General features: G+C 64.4%; 17 protein-coding genes. 1 reads left to right on the forward strand and 16 read right to left on the reverse strand.

Annotation, left to right across the window (positions count from 1 at the left end; translation table 11 throughout):
• Positions 1 to 23 precede the first annotated feature (23 nt).
• The 12 genes from ybeY to AC0L2C_RS26550 form a co-directional block, all read right to left on the reverse strand.
• The gene (gene ybeY, locus AC0L2C_RS26495) at positions 24 to 530 is read right to left on the reverse strand and encodes an rRNA maturation RNase YbeY (protein ID WP_091600007.1); all 507 of its coding nucleotides are present in this window, start codon (positions 528 to 530) and stop codon (positions 24 to 26) included.
• A 12-nt stretch (positions 531 to 542) separates the two neighbouring features.
• Entirely contained in the window at positions 543 to 1,535 is a 993-nt protein-coding gene (locus tag AC0L2C_RS26500; protein WP_287305617.1) for a PhoH family protein, read from the reverse strand.
• Positions 1,536 to 1,618: 83 nt separating this feature from the next.
• Complete coding sequence (miaB, locus tag AC0L2C_RS26505) at positions 1,619 to 3,040, reverse strand: tRNA (N6-isopentenyl adenosine(37)-C2)-methylthiotransferase MiaB (protein WP_473524805.1); 1,422 nt, start codon at positions 3,038 to 3,040, stop codon at positions 1,619 to 1,621.
• A gap of 99 nt (positions 3,041 to 3,139) precedes the next feature.
• On the reverse strand, positions 3,140 to 3,940 hold the full coding sequence (gene olsA / locus AC0L2C_RS26510; RefSeq protein ID WP_023802103.1) for a lyso-ornithine lipid O-acyltransferase: 801 nt from the start codon (positions 3,938 to 3,940) through the stop codon (positions 3,140 to 3,142).
• A gap of 143 nt (positions 3,941 to 4,083) precedes the next feature.
• Positions 4,084 to 4,578, reverse strand: coding sequence for a ribosomal protein S18-alanine N-acetyltransferase (gene rimI, locus AC0L2C_RS26515; RefSeq protein ID WP_023802102.1), 495 nt, complete (start codon positions 4,576 to 4,578; stop codon positions 4,084 to 4,086).
• Positions 4,578 to 5,267 (reverse strand): tRNA (adenosine(37)-N6)-threonylcarbamoyltransferase complex dimerization subunit type 1 TsaB, encoded by a 690-nt coding sequence (gene tsaB, locus AC0L2C_RS26520; protein ID WP_473524806.1) that lies wholly within the window; start codon positions 5,265 to 5,267, stop codon positions 4,578 to 4,580. Before tsaB ends, rimI begins: the two co-directional genes overlap by 1 nt.
• A 181-nt stretch (positions 5,268 to 5,448) precedes the next feature.
• Positions 5,449 to 6,555 carry a DUF1513 domain-containing protein gene (locus AC0L2C_RS26525; protein WP_473524833.1) on the reverse strand — a complete coding sequence of 369 codons (1,107 nt, stop codon included), beginning with the start codon at positions 6,553 to 6,555 and terminating at the stop codon, positions 5,449 to 5,451.
• A 2-nt stretch (positions 6,556 to 6,557) separates the two neighbouring features.
• A complete protein-coding gene (locus tag AC0L2C_RS26530; RefSeq protein WP_473524807.1) occupies positions 6,558 to 7,637 on the reverse strand; it encodes an imelysin family protein in 1,080 nt (359 codons plus the stop codon).
• Positions 7,637 to 9,244 carry a di-heme oxidoreductase family protein gene (locus AC0L2C_RS26535; RefSeq protein ID WP_473524808.1) on the reverse strand — a complete coding sequence of 536 codons (1,608 nt, stop codon included), beginning with the start codon at positions 9,242 to 9,244 and terminating at the stop codon, positions 7,637 to 7,639. Before AC0L2C_RS26535 ends, AC0L2C_RS26530 begins: the two co-directional genes overlap by 1 nt.
• Before the next feature lie 12 nt (positions 9,245 to 9,256).
• A complete protein-coding gene (gene bfr, locus AC0L2C_RS26540) occupies positions 9,257 to 9,742 on the reverse strand; it encodes a bacterioferritin (protein ID WP_023802097.1) in 486 nt (161 codons plus the stop codon).
• Positions 9,708 to 10,019: a (2Fe-2S)-binding protein gene (locus tag AC0L2C_RS26545; RefSeq protein WP_023802096.1), complete on the reverse strand. Its 312-nt coding sequence runs from the start codon at positions 10,017 to 10,019 to the stop codon at positions 9,708 to 9,710. Before AC0L2C_RS26545 ends, bfr begins: the two co-directional genes overlap by 35 nt.
• Positions 10,020 to 10,118: 99 nt before the next feature.
• A complete protein-coding gene (locus AC0L2C_RS26550; protein WP_473524834.1) occupies positions 10,119 to 11,411 on the reverse strand; it encodes an imelysin family protein in 1,293 nt (430 codons plus the stop codon).
• 471 nt (positions 11,412 to 11,882) lie between these two features.
• Between AC0L2C_RS26550 and AC0L2C_RS26555 the strand changes: the two genes are divergently transcribed.
• Positions 11,883 to 13,136 (forward strand): NAD(P)/FAD-dependent oxidoreductase, encoded by a 1,254-nt coding sequence (locus AC0L2C_RS26555; protein WP_473524809.1) that lies wholly within the window; start codon positions 11,883 to 11,885, stop codon positions 13,134 to 13,136.
• Between the two features lie 173 nt (positions 13,137 to 13,309).
• Here AC0L2C_RS26555 and AC0L2C_RS26560 read toward each other — a convergent pair whose 3' ends face one another.
• From AC0L2C_RS26560 to nikC, 4 genes are all read right to left on the reverse strand, one after another.
• On the reverse strand, positions 13,310 to 14,587 hold the full coding sequence (locus AC0L2C_RS26560) for a 4-aminobutyrate--2-oxoglutarate transaminase (protein WP_473524810.1): 1,278 nt from the start codon (positions 14,585 to 14,587) through the stop codon (positions 13,310 to 13,312).
• Between the two features lie 330 nt (positions 14,588 to 14,917).
• Complete coding sequence (locus AC0L2C_RS26565; RefSeq protein ID WP_287068179.1) at positions 14,918 to 15,667, reverse strand: ABC transporter ATP-binding protein; 750 nt, start codon at positions 15,665 to 15,667, stop codon at positions 14,918 to 14,920.
• Positions 15,664 to 16,497 carry an ABC transporter ATP-binding protein gene (locus tag AC0L2C_RS26570; RefSeq protein WP_287226871.1) on the reverse strand — a complete coding sequence of 278 codons (834 nt, stop codon included), beginning with the start codon at positions 16,495 to 16,497 and terminating at the stop codon, positions 15,664 to 15,666. Before AC0L2C_RS26570 ends, AC0L2C_RS26565 begins: the two co-directional genes overlap by 4 nt.
• Positions 16,494 to 17,420 carry a nickel transporter permease gene (nikC, locus tag AC0L2C_RS26575; RefSeq protein ID WP_419695864.1) on the reverse strand — a complete coding sequence of 309 codons (927 nt, stop codon included), beginning with the start codon at positions 17,418 to 17,420 and terminating at the stop codon, positions 16,494 to 16,496. The genes AC0L2C_RS26570 and nikC overlap by 4 nt, the downstream gene beginning before the upstream one ends.
• Between the last annotated feature and the right edge of the window lie 21 nt (positions 17,421 to 17,441).

Below are 17,441 nucleotides of genomic sequence, written 5' to 3' on the forward strand. Positions count from 1 at the left end.
GTCCGGTCATTTGATCTTTTTAGTTACGCGTAGGGATCGGGAATGGCAAGCCTTGCAAGTGCTGCGCGTTCGACGGCTTCCATTTCTTCGGCCTCGGCGTCGGTCTCGTGATCGTAGCCCAGCAAATGCAGCAGGCCATGGATGACGAGATGGGTGATATGGTTGTCGACAGGCTTGTCTTCCAGTGCCGCTTCCCGCGCGACCGTCTCGGCGGCCAGCACAATGTCGCCGAGCATGGGCGGCAGCGGACGGCCCTTGGCGAGCGGAAAAGCCGGGAAAGACAGGACGTTGGTCGGTTTGTCCTTGCCGCGCCATCCCGCATTGAGACTGCGGATGTGGGCATCGTCAGAAAAAACGATGCTGAGCTCGGAACGGCCGGCCGCGCCGGTTTCGGCAAACGCGGCGGCAACGGCGCGATCGACCAGCCGCGTCAGCGCGGCCTCATCGGGCCAGTCGCCCGCTTCGACTGCTATATCGATGTCGACGGGGACCGGAAGATCCCCGCCTACAGATTTTTTGTCCTCAGCCATAAGGCTGCATCTTCAGCCTTCGGCGCCCAGGCCCCGGGCCAGCTTGCCGTCGCGGTCGTAGGCCTTGACGATCTCGGCGACCAGCGGATGCCTGACGACGTCGCCTTCGTTGAAGCGCACCGTCACCATGCCGGTGACGCCGTCGAGGATCCTGAGCGCCTCGACCAGACCGGATTTGGTGTTTTGCGGCAGGTCGATCTGGGTCGGATCGCCGGTGACGATCATGCGCGAATTCTCGCCGAGACGGGTCAGGAACATCTTCATCTGCATCGGCGTGGTGTTCTGCGCCTCGTCGAGGATGACGGCGGAGTGCGCCAGCGTGCGGCCGCGCATGAAGGCCAGCGGCGCGATCTCGATCACCTCGGCGGCAATCGCCCGCTCGACCTTGTCGGCCGGCATCATCTCGTAAAGCGCGTCATAGAGCGGCCGCAGATAGGGATCGACCTTCTCCTTCATGTCGCCGGGCAGGAAGCCGAGCCGCTCGCCGGCCTCGACGGCAGGCCGCGACAGCACGATGCGCTCGACCATGCCACGTTCGAGCAGCATCGCCGCATGCGCCACCGCCAGGAAGGTTTTTCCAGTGCCAGCCGGGCCGATGCCGAAGACGAGCTCGGACCGCTCCAGCGCGCGCATATAGGCGTCCTGGTTGAGCGAGCGGGCATAGATCGTCTTCTTGCGCGTCGATATCTGGGCGGCTGACACCTTGCCCTTGCGCTCCAGCGTCGGCAGCGTCAGCTGGTCGTCGGCGGCGATCGCCATGCGCACGGCGCCGTCGACGTCCGACTGGCCGATGTCAGCGCCTTTCTGGAGAATGCCGTAGAGATTATCCAGGGCGCGGCGCGCCTGCTCGGCGGCCGAGGCGGAGCCCTTGATGGTCAGCTGGTTGCCGCGCGAGCGGATATCGACGCCAAGCTTCTGCTCGAGCCTGGCCAGATTCTCGTCGAACTGGCCATAAAGGGCGCTGGCAAGCTTGTTGTTGTCGAAAGTCAGAACGATGTGCGCCATATCCGAAGCCCCCGATGGTAGGTTCTGGGGCAGGTTCTTCACTTCCGCAGCGCTCAACCGTCTCTCCTCATCTGCCGAGACCTTCAGGCCAATTCGGCGAACAGGCTGTTGTAACCCGTCTTCGTGATTCGTACCTGGATAATCTCACCGATTTCGCCGGACTTTTCATCAACAATAACCGGCTGCAGCCACGGTGAGCGGCCGACCTTCTGGCCAGCCTGGCGGCCCGGCTTCTCGATCAGCGTGTCGATGGTGCTGCCGACCAGGCTGGCGCCGAACTCCTGCTGCTGGGTCAGCAACAGCGCCTGCAGTCGCTGCAGGCGCTCGTCCTTGACCGCTTCCGGCACATGATCGGCCATTTCCGCGCCCGGCGTGCCGGGGCGCGGCGAATATTTGAACGAGAAGGCCGAGGCATAGTTCACCTGGCGGACAAGGTCCATCGTCGCCTCGAAATCCGCATCCGTCTCGCCGGGAAAGCCGACAATGAAGTCGCCCGAAAGCGCGATATCGCTCTGTGCGGCGCGGATCCGGTCGAGCAGCGTCAAATAATCTTTTGCCGTATGCCTGCGGTTCATCGCCTTGAGGATGCGGTCGGAGCCGGATTGCACAGGCAAATGCAGATAGGGCATCAGCGCCGGCAAGTCACGGTGAGCGGCGATCAATTCGTCGTCCATGTCGCGCGGGTGGCTGGTGGTGTAGCGCAACCGCGCCAGCCCGGGAATCTCGGCCAGCCGGAACAGCAGGCGGCCAAGACCCCATTCCTCGGTCTTGCCCCCTTTGGCTTCGCCTTCGCCGTGCCAGGCATTGACGTTCTGTCCAAGCAGCGTCACCTCGCGCACGCCGGCTTGCGCCAGCCGCTCGGCCTCGGCGACGATCTGCGCCACCGGCCGCGACACTTCCGAGCCTCTGGTATAGGGCACCACGCAGAAGGTGCAGAACTTGTCGCAGCCTTCCTGCACCGTCAGGAACGCGGTGACGCCGCGCCTGATGATCTCGGCGCGCTTCGGCTGCGGCAGATGCTCGAACTTGTCTTCGATGGCGTAGTCCGTCTCGACGATCTTTTCGCCGCCGCGCACCCGTGCCAGCACGTCGGGCAGCCGATGATAGGTCTGCGGGCCGATGACCAGATCGACAGAAGGCGAGCGGCGGATGATCTCGGAGCCCTCGGCCTGCGCCACGCAGCCGGCGACGCCGACCAGCATCTCGCGGCCGGCCCGAGCCCGTTCGGCCTTCATCTCACGAATGCGGCCGAGTTCGGAATAGACCTTTTCGGCGGCTTTCTCGCGGATATGGCAGGTGTTGAGCAGCACCAGATCGGCCTCGCCGATCGCATCCGTCGCAGTATAGCCGTCGGCGGCCAGCGCGTCGGTCATGCGCTGCGAATCGTAGACGTTCATCTGGCAGCCATAGGTCTTGATGAAGACCTTCCGGCTCGCGGCAGGCGGCGCGACCGCAGTTTCGGTCGCAGTATCGATGTCGTCCCGTTCGATCGTGTTCAATTCCATCTGGCGGCTTCTAACGCCTTTCCCCGACAAAAAACAGACGATTCTGCCTTACAGCGCCGCGCCTCCTTTGGACGCGCAAAGCGCTGGAGCTTTTCCGGCTTACCGGCTCGGGCGCGGATCGGCGAGCGCCGCCTGCACCATATCACGCACCTGACTTTCCATCAGCCTGGCCGTTTCCTTGCGCCTGGAGCCCTTGGAGAAGGCGACCGGCTCGCCGAAATGCACTTCGACATCGAGCCCGCCCTCCGCCATCAGCACCTTGAGATGCGGCATCAAATCCTCGTCGCCGATCCAGGCGGCAATCGGCCGGTGCCTGCGGCCGAGCGGCACGCCGTGCAGGCGCGTATAGACGATCGCCACCGGCTGGATGAAGACTGTTTCGGCCGCCCCTTCCGAAATCGCCATCGAGGCGGCGCCGAACAGCGTGCTCTTGAACGGCAAGATCATATTGCCGTCGCTGGTCGAACCTTCGGCAAACAGCACCATGGCGTCGCCCTTGGCCATGCGGCTGGCGATCTCGCTCGCCTGGTCACCCGACGAACGTTTGCGCTCGCGCTCGATGAAAACGGTGCGCTGCAGCTTCGACAACATGCCGATCAACGGCCAGCCGGCCATGTCAGCCCTGGCGATGAACGTCACGTCGGCCATCGACCCCAGCACCATGATGTCGGTCCATGAAACGTGGTTCGACGCAACCAGTAATGGGCGCTGATTGGACAAGGTCCCCTTGACGTGGATGCGCATGCCGAGCGCCCGGATGATGAGCCGGTGCCAGATCTTCAGGATGAACGTCTCGCGCCACAGGCCGGTCTTCATCGACAGGATCTGCAACGGCACGAGGATCAACGAGCCTGCGACAACGAGGCCCAGCGCCAGGAAAATCCTGATTTTTCCGATCATTCGCTCTTGGCCCTGTCCCGAGTTCTGGCTAGAGCGACGCGTCCAACTGGACGTCCAAGCACGCTCTAGCGCTTTTTAATCTGCGCATCTCAACCTGCGCATCGTGCTTTCCGAGAATCGGTTCCGATTTGCGGGCCGATGCGCTAGCGAAGATCGCGGCGCATGACAAGCGCTCCGGTCGGGCCGTGCTCGGGCGATCTGTAGTAGTTGGCACGTTTGCCGACCTCGCGGAATCCCAGCCGCCGATAGAGCGCGATCGCGGCGACGTTGGTCTCGTCGACCTCGAGGAAAAGCGCCTCGGCCCGTTGCGCATGCAGTTCGCGCAGCACCGCATCCATCAGTTGCCAGCCAAGGCCCTGGCGGCGATGGGAGCGCGCCACCGCGACAGTCAGGACCTCGCCTTCGCCGGCCGCCAGGCGCGCCAGCACGAAACCGACCGGCGGCTTGGCACCCTGGCCGGTCTCGCGCGCGGCATAGCCGAACACCGTGTCCTGCTCGATCAGCGCGGCGAATTCGTCATCACTCCACGGCCGGACGAAATCCTCGCGATGCAGCACCGACAGGGCCGCACTGTCGGCGACCGTCAGCGGCTCGAGCGCAAAGTCCCTGCGGCGCGGCTGGAGGAAAGGAATGCGCATCAGTTTGTCTTCCCGGCTTTCTTCCTGGACAGGATAAACCCGGCCTGCGGCTTGGCGTCAGCTCCGCGCAGATAAAGCGGTTTCGGCTTTTCGCCTTCACCCTTGGCAGCGGCCAGCCGGGCATAGATTGCGATATCCGTAGTGGCGCTTGTCGGGCCGACGTCGAAGGCGCGCCCGGCCGATGCAGCAATTTGCGTGGCCGCGGTGCCGGCCAGAACCGGAAACCCGTCAACCGCCATGGCGGCGGCTTGCGAAAGCGTGGCCACCGCGGGACCATAAATCAAAACGGATGCTTCGTCGTAAAGCGCTGCATGGATCTCCTCGCGGCCGGCGTCGAGCGCGGCCAGCACGGCGCGGCCGGGAAATGTCTCTTTCGCCTGCGCCGCCAGCGCTTCCAGCGTCGTCACCCCGATTGCCGGGATTTTCAGCGCCAGCGCCAGGCCCCGCGCCGCCGAGACGCCGACGCGCAGGCCGGTGAAGGAGCCCGGGCCGGTGGAGACAGCGATGGCGCCAAGACCGGCATAGTCGGTGCCGCCGGTCGTCAACGCCTCTTCGATCACAGCCATCAGATGTTCGGCATGGCCCTTGCCGAGATCGAGCACCGAGCGGCCGAGTTCCTTCCCGGCCGCCGCGTCGTAGACACAGGCGGCGCAGAGATTGGCGGCACAATCGATGGCAAGCAACTTCATGAGACGGCCGATTGGCAGCGCCCGCTTGGGGCACAGGGGGTTCGAAAGACAATTTCCCTGTGCCTGCCATGGCTCGTCCCTGCAAGGGGATAATGCATAAATCGTTTGGCGGCTTCGCTTCGACCTCGCCCAAAAAGAGGTAACTCTCGGCGACCACAACCGTCAATGAACCAGTGCCGCACTATGCGGCCTGGTCGATGCGCAGCATGTGATTGTCCCAGACATAGTCCGGCTCGGACCGTGTCGCGCCGCCGGCTTGGGCTATCTGCCCCGTGCCGGTCGTCGCCATGAAGCTCGCCCCGTCGGGCGCCACGCCGCAGACCTCGGCCAGTGCGCTGGTGGCGACGATCCGGCCGCTGGCCGCATCGATGATGACAAGCGAGTTGCCTTCCGGCGAGGACACCGCGACGGTACCGGCAGCAGGGTTGGCGGCGACCGAGCCGATGTAATTCCTGAAGCCGGACAGCACGTCCTGCGGCATGTCGAGCAGTTGCAGATCCTTGCCGCGCGCGGCGCGGCCGACCAGCAACGGACGATCGCCGCCCGGCCCCCTGTACTGGCAGCCGAACCAGACCGCGCCGGATTTGTCGGTATCCATATGCCGGATCGAAAGCTGGTGCAGCGCCGGCGGCAATTCGTGCTTTTCGACAAGGTCGCCGGTAAGGCGGTCGACCAGCACATAAGATGGCTTCATCATCGCGATGTTGAGCTCGGCGCGGCCATAATCGGGATGCGTCTCGATGCCGCCATTGGCGACGGCAATCGTTCTGCCGTCGCCGAGCAGCAGCATCTCGTGCGGACCCATGCCATAGGTCGGGAACTCGCCAACGCGCTTGAATTTCGCACGCGTGTCATAGACGCCGACCACGCCGGCGGCATTGTCGAAATCGTTCTCGGTGGCGTAGAGCAGCGCACCGTCGGTCGAAAACACGCCGTGGCCGAAGAAATGCCGGCCACTGATGCTGGCAATGGTCAGCGGCTCGTCGCGGCCGGTATGGTCGAACACAACCGCGAAAGTGCCGGGCTGCCTGGCAAAGACCACCGAGCGTTTCGACAGCGGATCGAAGGTGACGTCGTGACCGCGGGCGGGCAGGTCGATGGCATGCAGCACCTTGCCGGCCTCGGACAGGATCGCCGCGCCATAGCTGCCGTCGCGCTTGACGAAAGCGGTGGCGAAGACGGCGTCCGTGCTAAGCGTCTTCGCCCATGCCGACGGCGCCATCGCGGCAACAAAGCCCGCCCCGGCAGCCCTCAGGAAGTCGCGGCGGTCGATCAGCGACGTTTTCAGAATCAGTCTCCGTCGAGCGACGAGAAACCGGCGGTCAGGCCGAATTCGGCGGTTAGCCTGGTGCCAATCAGGGTCGAGAGGCTGGATGTCACCAGCGAGAAGTGGTCGAGCTTCTGGCGCAGCGCCGGATCGGCAAGCGCCTTGTCGATCGGGCCTCTGATGGCGGTGGCGTCGGCGGCGCCGTTGACGAGCTGGATGTGGATCGATTCCGCCATCCAGCGCGCATCGGGCGACAGCGCGTCGCCAAGCTGCGAAGCCTGGAACAGAGCGTCCATCCCCGAAAGATTTCCGGTCAGCGAACGCGCGGTGTTTTGTGAACGCCAGTAGATCGCCTGTTTCGGCTTGTCGGCCTGCGGGCTACTGCCCAGAAAACCTTTCAGGCGCACGTCACGGACCATCTCCAGTTCGTTGATGAAGACGCCGACCAATTCGGTCACCGCTTCCGTGCCGTCGCGGTAGAGTGGGTTTTGCGGCCCCGGATTGGCCCAAAGTGCTGCAAAGCCGTCGGGCTTGTTCCAGGCGTCGCTGACCTCGGCGGCAATCGTTTCGATGTTGCCGGCGACGGCCGCGCCGTAAGCGCAGCGATAGGGATCGTCCTTGCCGGCGAGCCGCTCGGCGCCATCGCCGTAAAGCACGAATTCCAGCGCGCCGAGCCCTTGCATGGCGACGCTCCTTGTCGCCAGATGGGCCGGATCGGCGGCGGTCCGGTCTTTACTGGCCAACGCCGCCTGCACCTGCCTCAGGCCGATGCTCTTGCGGTCCGGCCAAAACAGCATGCGTTCCAGCCGGTTGTTCTGCGTGATCGGTCCGATGCGGATGATCTCGACGACCGACCAGGCATCCACGGTGCCGGAGAATTCGGCGCGCGCCGCATCGAGATGGTCCTGCGAAGGCGCGTCGCACAGCGTGCGCACTGCCTTGCTCAGGCTGTCGGCATGGTCTTGCAGGCGTGCATAGGCCGGGCGGACAAAGCCGTCGATCGCTCGCTGGATCACGTCGGAAGCCTTCACCGCTGCGGACGCCGGCAATGCGCCGGCGAGGACCAGCGGGAGAACCAGAACAAACGCCAGACGCTTCGACATCACAAAGACTCCAGGAATTTGACCAATGCGGCGCGATCGGGCGCGGCGGCGGCGGCAAAGCGGTCGCGCGCCTTCTGCCCCTCGCCGCCATGCCACAGGATCGCCTCGGTCAGGGTGCGCGCCCGCCCGTCGTGCAGGAAGAAGGTGTTGCCGTTGACGGTCTGGGTAAGACCGATGCCCCACAGCGGCGGCGTGCGCCATTCGCTCCCGCTGGCATCGCCCACCGCTTGCCCGTCGGCGAGGCCCGGCCCCATGTCGTGCAGCAGAAAATCGGAATAGGGCCAGATCAGCTGGAAGGCCTGCGCCTTGTTGGGCGTGCCGCGGCGGGTGACGAATTTCGGCGTATGGCAGGCAATGCAGCCCATGTCGTAGAACAGCTTCTTGCCGGCCAGCACATCGGGCTTGTCGAGATCGCGCCGCGCCGGCACGGCGAGGTTTTGCGAATAGAAGGTGACCAGGTCCATCACCGGCGGCGGCGCCTCGACTGGGCCGAGGCGCTCCTGTACGCCGTTTGCCATGGCAAGGCAGTTCTTTTCGGCCGCGGTGCAATCGCCCCAGTGGTTCGGCACTTCCGGCGACGAAATGCCGATGTCGCCAGCGAATGCGTCCGCCGCTTGCTGGCGAATCGAAGGGGTCTGCGCCTTCCAGCCAAAGCGGCCAAGCGTCGGCTCGCCGCTGTGGCCGTCGCGCACAATATTGGGCTTTCCGGAGATGCCGTCACTGTTGCGATCGTCCGGATCGGCACTGGCGAGAATGTCGGCCGGCGCGATTTGCTCGACCAGGCCGAGGCCGATCATCGGCGGCGTCAAGCGCGGCGAAAGCGTGGTGTGCGGATCGAGCGGCCCGTTGGCAAGATCATCGACCGAATAGCTCGGCTTGCGCAGCCAAACCACGGTGCCGTCCGGCAGCGTGACTTTTTGCTCCTGGTAGACGACACGCATCCTGCCTTCGCCGCGAAGGCCCGGAACGGCGAGTTCCTGCAATTGCGAGCCGTAGACCGGATCAGGGAAGTTGAGCACCTTGCCGGCGGCGAGCGCTGCTTTCTCCTCCTCGGTGCTCGCCTGCCGCGCCAGCCGCAGGAACATCGAGGTGGTGCCGCTGTCGGCTTGCGGCGGATGACCGCGACCGTCCTTCAGATGGCAATTCTGGCACGCCCGCTCGTTGAACAGCGGACCAAGCCCGTCCGATGCCTGCGTCGACGAGGGCGATGACACCCAGTTCTTGCGGAAAAGAGCATTGCCGAGCTTGAAGGTGCCTTGTTCCTCGAAAGTGATATTGGCGGAAGATTGCGAGAAAGCGTCCTTGTTGGCGCCTTTCCGCGACGTGCCGGCGCCACCCTGCATCGGCTCGAACTGCTCGGGCTTGGAGAAATCCCTGGTCGGCCTGGTGATGGCAATGACGCGCGCCAGATCCTTCGGCGTCAGATCGGCACGGCCGGTGGCGAGACCCGCCGGTTCGGGCGCGCCGGCCAGCGCCGTGGCGGTCAGCGCGACCACTACGGCAGGCGAAAGCCCACGAAGCCAGCTGTATCGCGGGTTGTGCTGGGACGACAGGCCGCAATCCTCGGCCCGCCGCAAGCGGCGCAAGTAGTCTAAGCGGCGCCGCATTCCGGCATGTCCCTAATCCGCCTCGTCGGCCGATGCGGCGTTGAGCTGGCCGTATTTTTCCTCGCCGATCGAGGCGAGCAGGTCGAGTTGCGTCTCGAGGAAGTCGATGTGACCTTCCTCGTCGGACAACAAATCCTCGAACAGCTTCATCGTCACATAGTCACCTGCTTCGTCACAAATCTCGCGCGACCGTTTGTAGGCAGTGCGCGCGTCATACTCGCCGGCAAGATCCGATTCGAGCACTTCCTTGACATTCTGTCCGATGCGCAGCGGCGCTACCGACTGCAGGTTCGGATGGCCTTCAAGGAAGATGATGCGGGCCACGAGCCGGTCGGCATGGTGCATCTCCTCGATCGATTCCGCGCGTTCCTTCTTTGCCAGCTTGGCGTATCCCCAGTCTTCCAGCAGGCGGAAATGCACCCAGTACTGATTGACTGCTCCAAGTTCCAGAAACAGAGCCTCGTTAAGCCGCTCTATGATCTGTTGTTCGCCTTTCATGGGTTCTGCTCCCGTATTGGACGCGCAGGCCTCTGACGCGATCCAGGTGTGAAACGACATCCACGCCGCTCGCCTCCGAGCGGGCGTGGTAATTTTCGGTTACCCGAATGATCGTTTCGACCACATTTGGGAAGCAGCCGCAACAGCGACCACGCTTCTGCATGGCATGATAGATCTTCGCCGGCACGATAAGCTGCCAGGGGTCCTGATCCAGCAGCCCGACGATCGTCTGCTCAATCTCCTTCTCGGTGATGATGTTGCAATGGCAGATCAGCATTATTTGCTCTGTGTGGCTGACGGCGCGTGCTCGGCGCCATGTGGCTTATTTTCTTAGTGGAGCCTGGGCTTTCGGTTTCGGGCTCCGGGCATCGACGCCTTACTGAAACACCTTGTCCGGCGCATCGAGGCTGTCCGAGCCCTCGAAGGCGATGGCATTGAGTTTCAGGGTGCCGACGGCGCGTTCGATCGACTTGGTCTGGTCGACCAGCGAGTCGATCGCCGCCTGCACGGTGGCGTTGCCTTGCGTACTGCCTTCGCCGATCTGCTGGTCATAGGCCTCGCCGCCAAGCGCCCGCGCCTTGATGGCTTCCATCTTGGCGACGGTGACATCAAGCTTGTCCGACAGTTCCTTGTCGACCGCCGGATCGGCCTCCTTGACCATGTCGGATACTGACGGTCCTTTGACGACGGTGCCGTCGAGGCGGGTGTAGTTGCCCTTATAGGCGGCGCGAATGCCGACGGCATCGTAGAGATGGGAATCGTAGGTGTTGTCGGAGAAGCAGTCATGCTCCTCTTCCGGGTCGTGCAGCAGCAGGCCGAGCTTCATGCGCTCGCCGGCGAGTTCGCCGTAGGACAGCGAGCCCATGCCGGTGAGGATGGTCGAGATGCCGGCTTTCGGCTCGCCATCTGCAAGGTTCTTGCGGGCGGCGCCGCCTTCCTTCCAGTCGTCGACCATGTCCTGCAGATCGGAAACCAGAAGCTCGCTCGCCGACTTCAGGTACTGCGCGCGACGATCGCAATTGCCGCCGGTGCAATTGGCGAGGTCGTAGTCGGTATAGGGCCGTTCGCCAGCGCCCGGGCCGGTGCCGTGCAGGTCCTGGCCCCACAGCAGGAATTCGATGGCGTGATAACCAGTCGCCACATTGGCCTCAATGCCGCCGGCTTCCTGCAGCGTGCCGGAGAGGAACTCGGGAGTAAGATTGGTGGCGTCGATCTTCTTGCCGTCGATCTCGATCGACTTGTTGGCGATCACATTGGCGGTATACAGCGCATTCGCGTCCGACTCGGTGCCGTAGTTCTCGGCGACATAATCGATCAGGCCTTCGTCCAGCGGCCAGGCGTTCACCTTGCCTTCCCAGTCGTCGACGATGGCGTTGCCGAAGCGATAGACTTCGGTCTGCTGATAGGGAACGCGCGACGCTTTCCAGGCCTCGCGGGCGGCGGTGAGCGTTTCCACCGAAGGCTTGGCGAGCAGCGCGTCGACGGCCTTGCCGAGCGCCTGCGCCGTGGTCAGCGAATCCTCATATTTGGCGAGCGCAATATCGGAATAGGTCTTGATGACCGCCTTGGCATCGGTTTCCGCCTTGGCCGGCAGCACGAATATCGCCGCCGTCAAGGCCACCGTGGCGCCGATCGCTGCAAGCCTGCTGCCATATCGCGCCGTGATCATCGCTCTCATGATTGTCATCTCCCTCGGGAATTCAGTGAAAATGCCTGCGCCAAAGGCGCGTCGGCAGGCAATCGGCGCCAAGGCAGGTCCATGCCATTGAGCGAGATACAGGCCGCGGCATAGCGCGGTTTGCGGAAGAAAGACATCGAAATGCCTCCAATCGAAAGGGTTCAAGGCCCAGACATCAAAGGGATGCGCTTGACGCGCACGCTTCCATAAAGCGATGAAGGTGCCGGAAGTCAACCAATTTCAGAGAGAAAAGCCAATTGAAACAACAGTTTAGAATTATTCTAAACTGCAAGTATCAACTTTAGCCGTATTTGCCGCGCCGCCGTCGAACGAACGATTGACAGAGCGCCATTCCGGGTGCGACCCGCAAGGGTGGTCTTGCGGCGGCGTCAGACAATCGCCACTTGGCGAGACGTCCTAGACTTGGATAACGCCTAGGAGAGATGAGGAATTGGGGCTGCGATGAAAAACGGTGTGGTCATTGTCGGTGCGGGTCATGCGGGCGTGCAAGCGGCCGCCAGCCTGCGCGAGGACGGCTACGACGAACCCGTGATCCTCATCAGCGATGAGGACGAACTGCCCTACCACAAGCCGCCGCTGTCGAAGACCTTCATCAAGGATCAGGAGGCCAAACCGCAGCCGCTGCGCGGCGAGGCTTTTTATACCGGCAGCGCGATCAACTACCGGCCGGGCGTCCGCATCGATCGCATCGATGCCGGCGGCCGCAGGCTGGAGCTATCGGATGGCGGCACACTGCCGTTCGACCGGCTGATCCTGGCGACCGGTTCGCGGCCGCGCATGCTGTCGCTGCCGGGTTCGGATTTTTCGGGCGTGGTGTCGCTGCGCTCGCTCGCCGACGCGCGCCTGATCCGCGAATTGAGCGCGCAGAGCGAGGATGTCGTCATCCTCGGCGGCGGCTTCATCGGGCTGGAGATCGCCGCGACGCTCACAGCGGCCGGCCGCAAGGTCATCGTGGTCGAGGCGGTCGACCGGCTGCTCGGTCGGGCGGTGGCGCCGATCATCGCGCGCCACGTGCGGCAGCGGCTGGAAGCGACCGGCGTGCGCATTCTCACCGGCACCACGATTGCACGGCTCGAAGCCGAGAACGGCCATGTCTCGGCGGCAATCACCGCATCCGGCGAGCGGCTGCCGGCGCAGATGGTCATCATCGGCATCGGCGTCGTGCCGAATGTCGAACTGGCGCAAGCCGCCGGCATCACTATCGCCAACGGCATCCGCGTCGACCAGCAGATGCGCACGTCGGTGCCCGAAATCCTCGCCATTGGCGATGCCGCCTCCTACCGGCACTGGCTCACCGGCGGCGATGTGCGGCTGGAATCGGTGCAGAATGCGACCGACCAGGCGCGTCTTGCAGCACGCACCGTTGTCGGCCATGCGGACGCCTTTGCGGCGGTGCCGTGGTTCTGGTCCGATATCGGTGACATCAAGCTGCAGATGGTCGGCCTGATTTCGGGCGGCGACAGCCATGTCGTGCTGGGCGACGTCAACGAGAACCGGTTCTCCATCTACCACTATGCTGGGAATCGTCTGCTCGGCATCGAATCGGTCAACCGGCCTGGCGACCACATGCTTGGCCGCAAGATGCTCGGCGCCGGCTTTTCGCCGACGCCGCAGACGGTCGCGACAGGACCGGACGGATTGAAGGCGGCGCTCGCCGCTTTCCAGCAGGTAGAGCCCGTCCGCGCCGCGGAGTAGGGAGCCGCCCGCCAATTGTCGATCTCGGCGCTGCCCCTCATCGCCCTGCCGGGCACTTCTCCCCGTGAAGGACGGGCGGAAGGGGCTGATCGCAACGCTGGCGCCCCCTCTCCCCGTTTTTCACGGGGAGAGGGCAAGGGTGAGGGGCAGCGCCAACGCCCGGAAAGATCCGCTCAGGCGGCACGGACCTCGCGGATCGAGCTTTCCAGGATGTCGAGCGCTTCGTTCATGACGCCATCCTGGATGGTGATTGGCGCGAGGAAGCGGATGACGTTGCCGTAGACGCCGCAGGTGAGCAGGATCAGGCCCTTGTCGAGCGCCTTCAGCCGGACCGCATTGGCGATCTCGGCCGACGGCGGGCCCTTCTTCACATCGTTGAACTCGACAGCGTTCATGAAGCCCGGGCCTCTGATATCGACGATCTCCGGCGTGTCGTCGCGGATCGATTGCAGCCGCTGCTTCAGCCGGTTGCCCAGCGTGTTGGCGCGGTCGCAGAGCTTTTCCTCTTTGATCACGTCGAGCACGGCATGCGCCGCGGCAACGCCGATCGGGCTGCCGCCATAGGTGCCGCCGAGCCCGCCGGGGCTGGGCGCATCCATGATCTCGGCGCGGCCGGTGACCGCCGACAGCGGGAAGCCGCCGGCAAGGCTCTTGGCCATGGTGGTGATGTCGGGCGCCACCTCGTGATGATCCATGGCGAACATCTTTCCGGTGCGGGCAAAACCGGTCTGCACCTCGTCGGCGATCAACAGCATGCCGTGCTGGTCGCAGATCTTGCGCAGCGCCGTCATGAAGTCGCGCGGCGCCTCGTAAAATCCGCCCTCGCCCTGCACCGGCTCGACGATGATGGCGGCGACGCGGGCCGGATCGACATCGGCCTTGAACAGCCGGTCGAGCGCGGCCAGCGAATCGGCGACCGTGATCCCATGCAGCGCCACCGGGAACGGCGCGTGGAAAACATCGGCCGGCATGGCGCCGAAGCCGACCTTGTAGGGCACAACCTTGCCGGTCAGCGCCATGCCCATGAAGGTGCGGCCATGGAAGCCGCCGGCAAAGGCAATGACCGCCGGACGGCCGGTTGCGTTGCGGGCGATCTTGATGGCGTTCTCCACCGCTTCGGCACCGGTGGTGACGAAAATCGTCTTCTTGTCGAATTTGCCCGGCAGCAAGCCGTTCAGCCGTTCGGCCAGCCTGACATAGCTCTCATAGGGCACCACCTGGTGGCAGGTATGGGTGAAGCGGTCGAGCTGCGCCTTGACCGCCTCGATCACCTTGGGATGGCGGTGGCCGGTGTTGACGACGGCGATGCCGGACGAGAAATCGATGTAGCGCCGGCCCTCGACATCCCAGATTTCCGAGTTCTCGGCGCGGTCGGCATAAATCTGCGTGGTCATGCCGACGCCGCGCGAGATCGACTGGTTCTTGCGTTCGGAGATGGCTGAGTTCTTCATGATGTTCCCTCACCGGGCCGGCGCCCGTTCTCGTTTGGTATATGCTCGGAAGTCTTCTTGCCTTATTTCATACATTCCTCAAGTTGGCACCAGCGCCGGGTCGTTGGGCCTGCCATTAACGTCGTGTTCCTTCGCGCCCCCCTCTGGCCTGCCGGCCATCTCCCCCACAAGGGGGGAGATCGGCAGCTTCATCGACGGCGCTCCTTCTACAACGTTCGCGATTGGCGAAATCAGTGGTGACGGCCAATCTCCCCACCCGTGGGGGAGATGGCCGGCAGGCCAGAGGGGGGCGCCAAGGAATGCGACGTAGGAAATTGAAAGTAAGCCCACTCACGCAGTCCGCACAAACCCGTCGCTCGCCCTGAGCAAATTGCGCGTATAATCCTTGCTGACGCGGCGCTCGACGAGGTCATCAGCGGTGAGATGCTCGACCGCCTCGCCGTTCTGCATCACCATCAGCCGCTCGCACATATGGGTGATGATGGCGAGGTCGTGGCTGACCATCAGGAAGGTCAGCTTGCGCCGCCGCCGGATGTCTTCCAACAGGTTGAGCACCTCCGCCTGCACGGAAGCGTCGAGCGCCGAGGTCGGCTCGTCGAGCAGCAGGATCGCCGGTTCGAGGATCAGCGCCCGCGCAATCGCCACCCGCTGGCGCTGGCCACCCGACAATTGATGCGAATAGCGGAAGCGGAAGCCGGTGCCGAGCCCGACCTCGTCGAGCGCCCGCTGGATGCGTTTCTCGCCATCGGCAAAGCCGTGGATGGCGAGCGGCTCCTGCAGCAGTCGGTCGACGGTTTGGCGCGGATGCAGCGAGCCGTAGGGGTCCTGGAAGACCATCTGCACCTCGCGATAGAAGGCCTTGTCGCGGCGCTTGCCGAGTTTTTTCCCGTTGACGGTGATGCTGCCCGAAGCGGCCGGCGCGAGGCCGGCGATCGCGCGCAGCAGCGTCGATTTGCCGGAGCCGGATTCGCCGACCAGGCCGAAGGATTCGCCGGATTGCACCTCGAGGCTGACACCCTTCAGCGCGCGAAAGCGGTCGAAGACCACCTCCAGCCGGTCGACGGAAAGTGCTGCCGTCATGCCGCCCACTCCGGCTTGCGGTCGAGCACCGGCAGCGGGTGGCGGTCGGCGCCGATCTTGGGCATGCAGTTGAGCAGGCCGCGCGTATAGGGATGCTGGGCGCGGCCGAGCTCCGACGCCTTGAGCTGCTCGACCACCTTGCCGGCATACATGACGATCACCCGATCGCAGAAGGACGAGACCAGGCGCAGATCGTGCGAGATGAAGATCAGGCCCATGCCGCGCTCGCTGACCAGCCTGTCGAGGATGCCGAGCACGTCGAGCTGAACGGTGACGTCGAGCGCCGAGGTCGGCTCGTCGGCGATCATCATCTCCGGCCCGGCAATCAGCATCATGGCGATCATGGCGCGCTGGCCCATGCCGCCCGACACCTCGTGCGGATGCAGGTCGAAGACACGGGCGGGGTCACGGATCTGCACCGCCTCCAGCATTGCAAGCGCGCGGTCGCGGGCTTCCGCCTTGCCGACCTTCTCATGCGTGCGCAGCGTCTCGACAATCTGGCGGCCGATGCTCATCACCGGGTCGAGCGAGTATTTTGGATCCTGGAGGATCATGGCGATGCGCTTGCCGCGCAGCGCCCGGCGGTCGCGGGGCGAGGCCGCGAGCAGGTCGGTGCCGTCGAAGGCAAGTTTCCTGGCCGTGACCTCGGCCTGCGGCGGGGTGAGGCCCATGATGGCGCGGCCGGTCTGCGACTTGCCGGAACCGCTCTCGCCGACGATGCCGAGCCGTTCGCGGCCGAGAGAGAAGGAGACGCCGCGCACCGCCTCGATCCGGCCGGTGCGCGTCGGGAAGGTGACGCGCAGATCGTCGACCTCGAGAAGCGTGCTCATTGGTCACCACTGCGGGGGTCGAGCGCGTCGCGCAGGCCGTCGCCGAGCAGGTTGAAGCCGAGGCTGACGAAGAGGATGGCAAAGCCCGGTGCACCGGCCACCCACCATTGGTCGAGCACGAAGCGGCGGCCCGACGCGATCATCGCGCCCCATTCCGGCAGCGGCGGTTGCGCGCCGAGGCCGAGGAAGCCGAGACCGGCGGCGGTCAGGATGATGCCGGCCATGTCGAGCGTCACCCTGACGATCAGCGAGGAGATGCAGAGCGGCATGATGTGGCGCAGCACGATGCGGAACGGCGAGGCGCCCATCAATTGCACCGCCTTGATGTAATCCGAATTGCGCACGGTGAGCGTTTCGGCACGCGCGATACGGGCGTAGGGCGGCCATGAGGTGACGGCGATAGCGAGCACCGCATTCTCGATGCCGGGGCCGAGTGCGGCGACGAAGGCCAGCGCCAGGATCAGCTTCGGAAAGGCGAGAAAGATGTCGGTGATACGCATCAGGATCGCATCGATCCAGCCGCCGGCATAACCGGCGACGGTGCCGACCAGCAGGCCGATAGGAGCGGCGATGACTGCGACGAGAATGACGACGTAAAGCGTCCATCGCGAGCCGAAGATGACGCGCGAAAGGATGTCGCGGCCAAGGTCGTCAGTGCCAAACCAGTGCTCGGCACTTGGCGCCAGCAGCCGCGAGCCCTTGAGGTCGCCGAATGTCGGCGAATAGGGCGCCAGCACATTGGCAAAGGCGGCGACCACCAGCAAAGCGATGATGATGAGCAGGCCGAGAAACGCCAGCCGGTTGGCTGAAAAGCGCCGCCACGCGACATAGGCGCGGCCGAGCCTGGCCTGCATGCGCGACGCCGGCCGCTCGCTGAGCAGCCAGTCGCGACGGGAGAGGGGGCCGGCGTGGGAGGCAGTCATGACAATGCCTCTCGGAGCTGT

The sequence above is a fragment of the Mesorhizobium sp. WSM4845 genome (genome assembly GCF_055811455.1).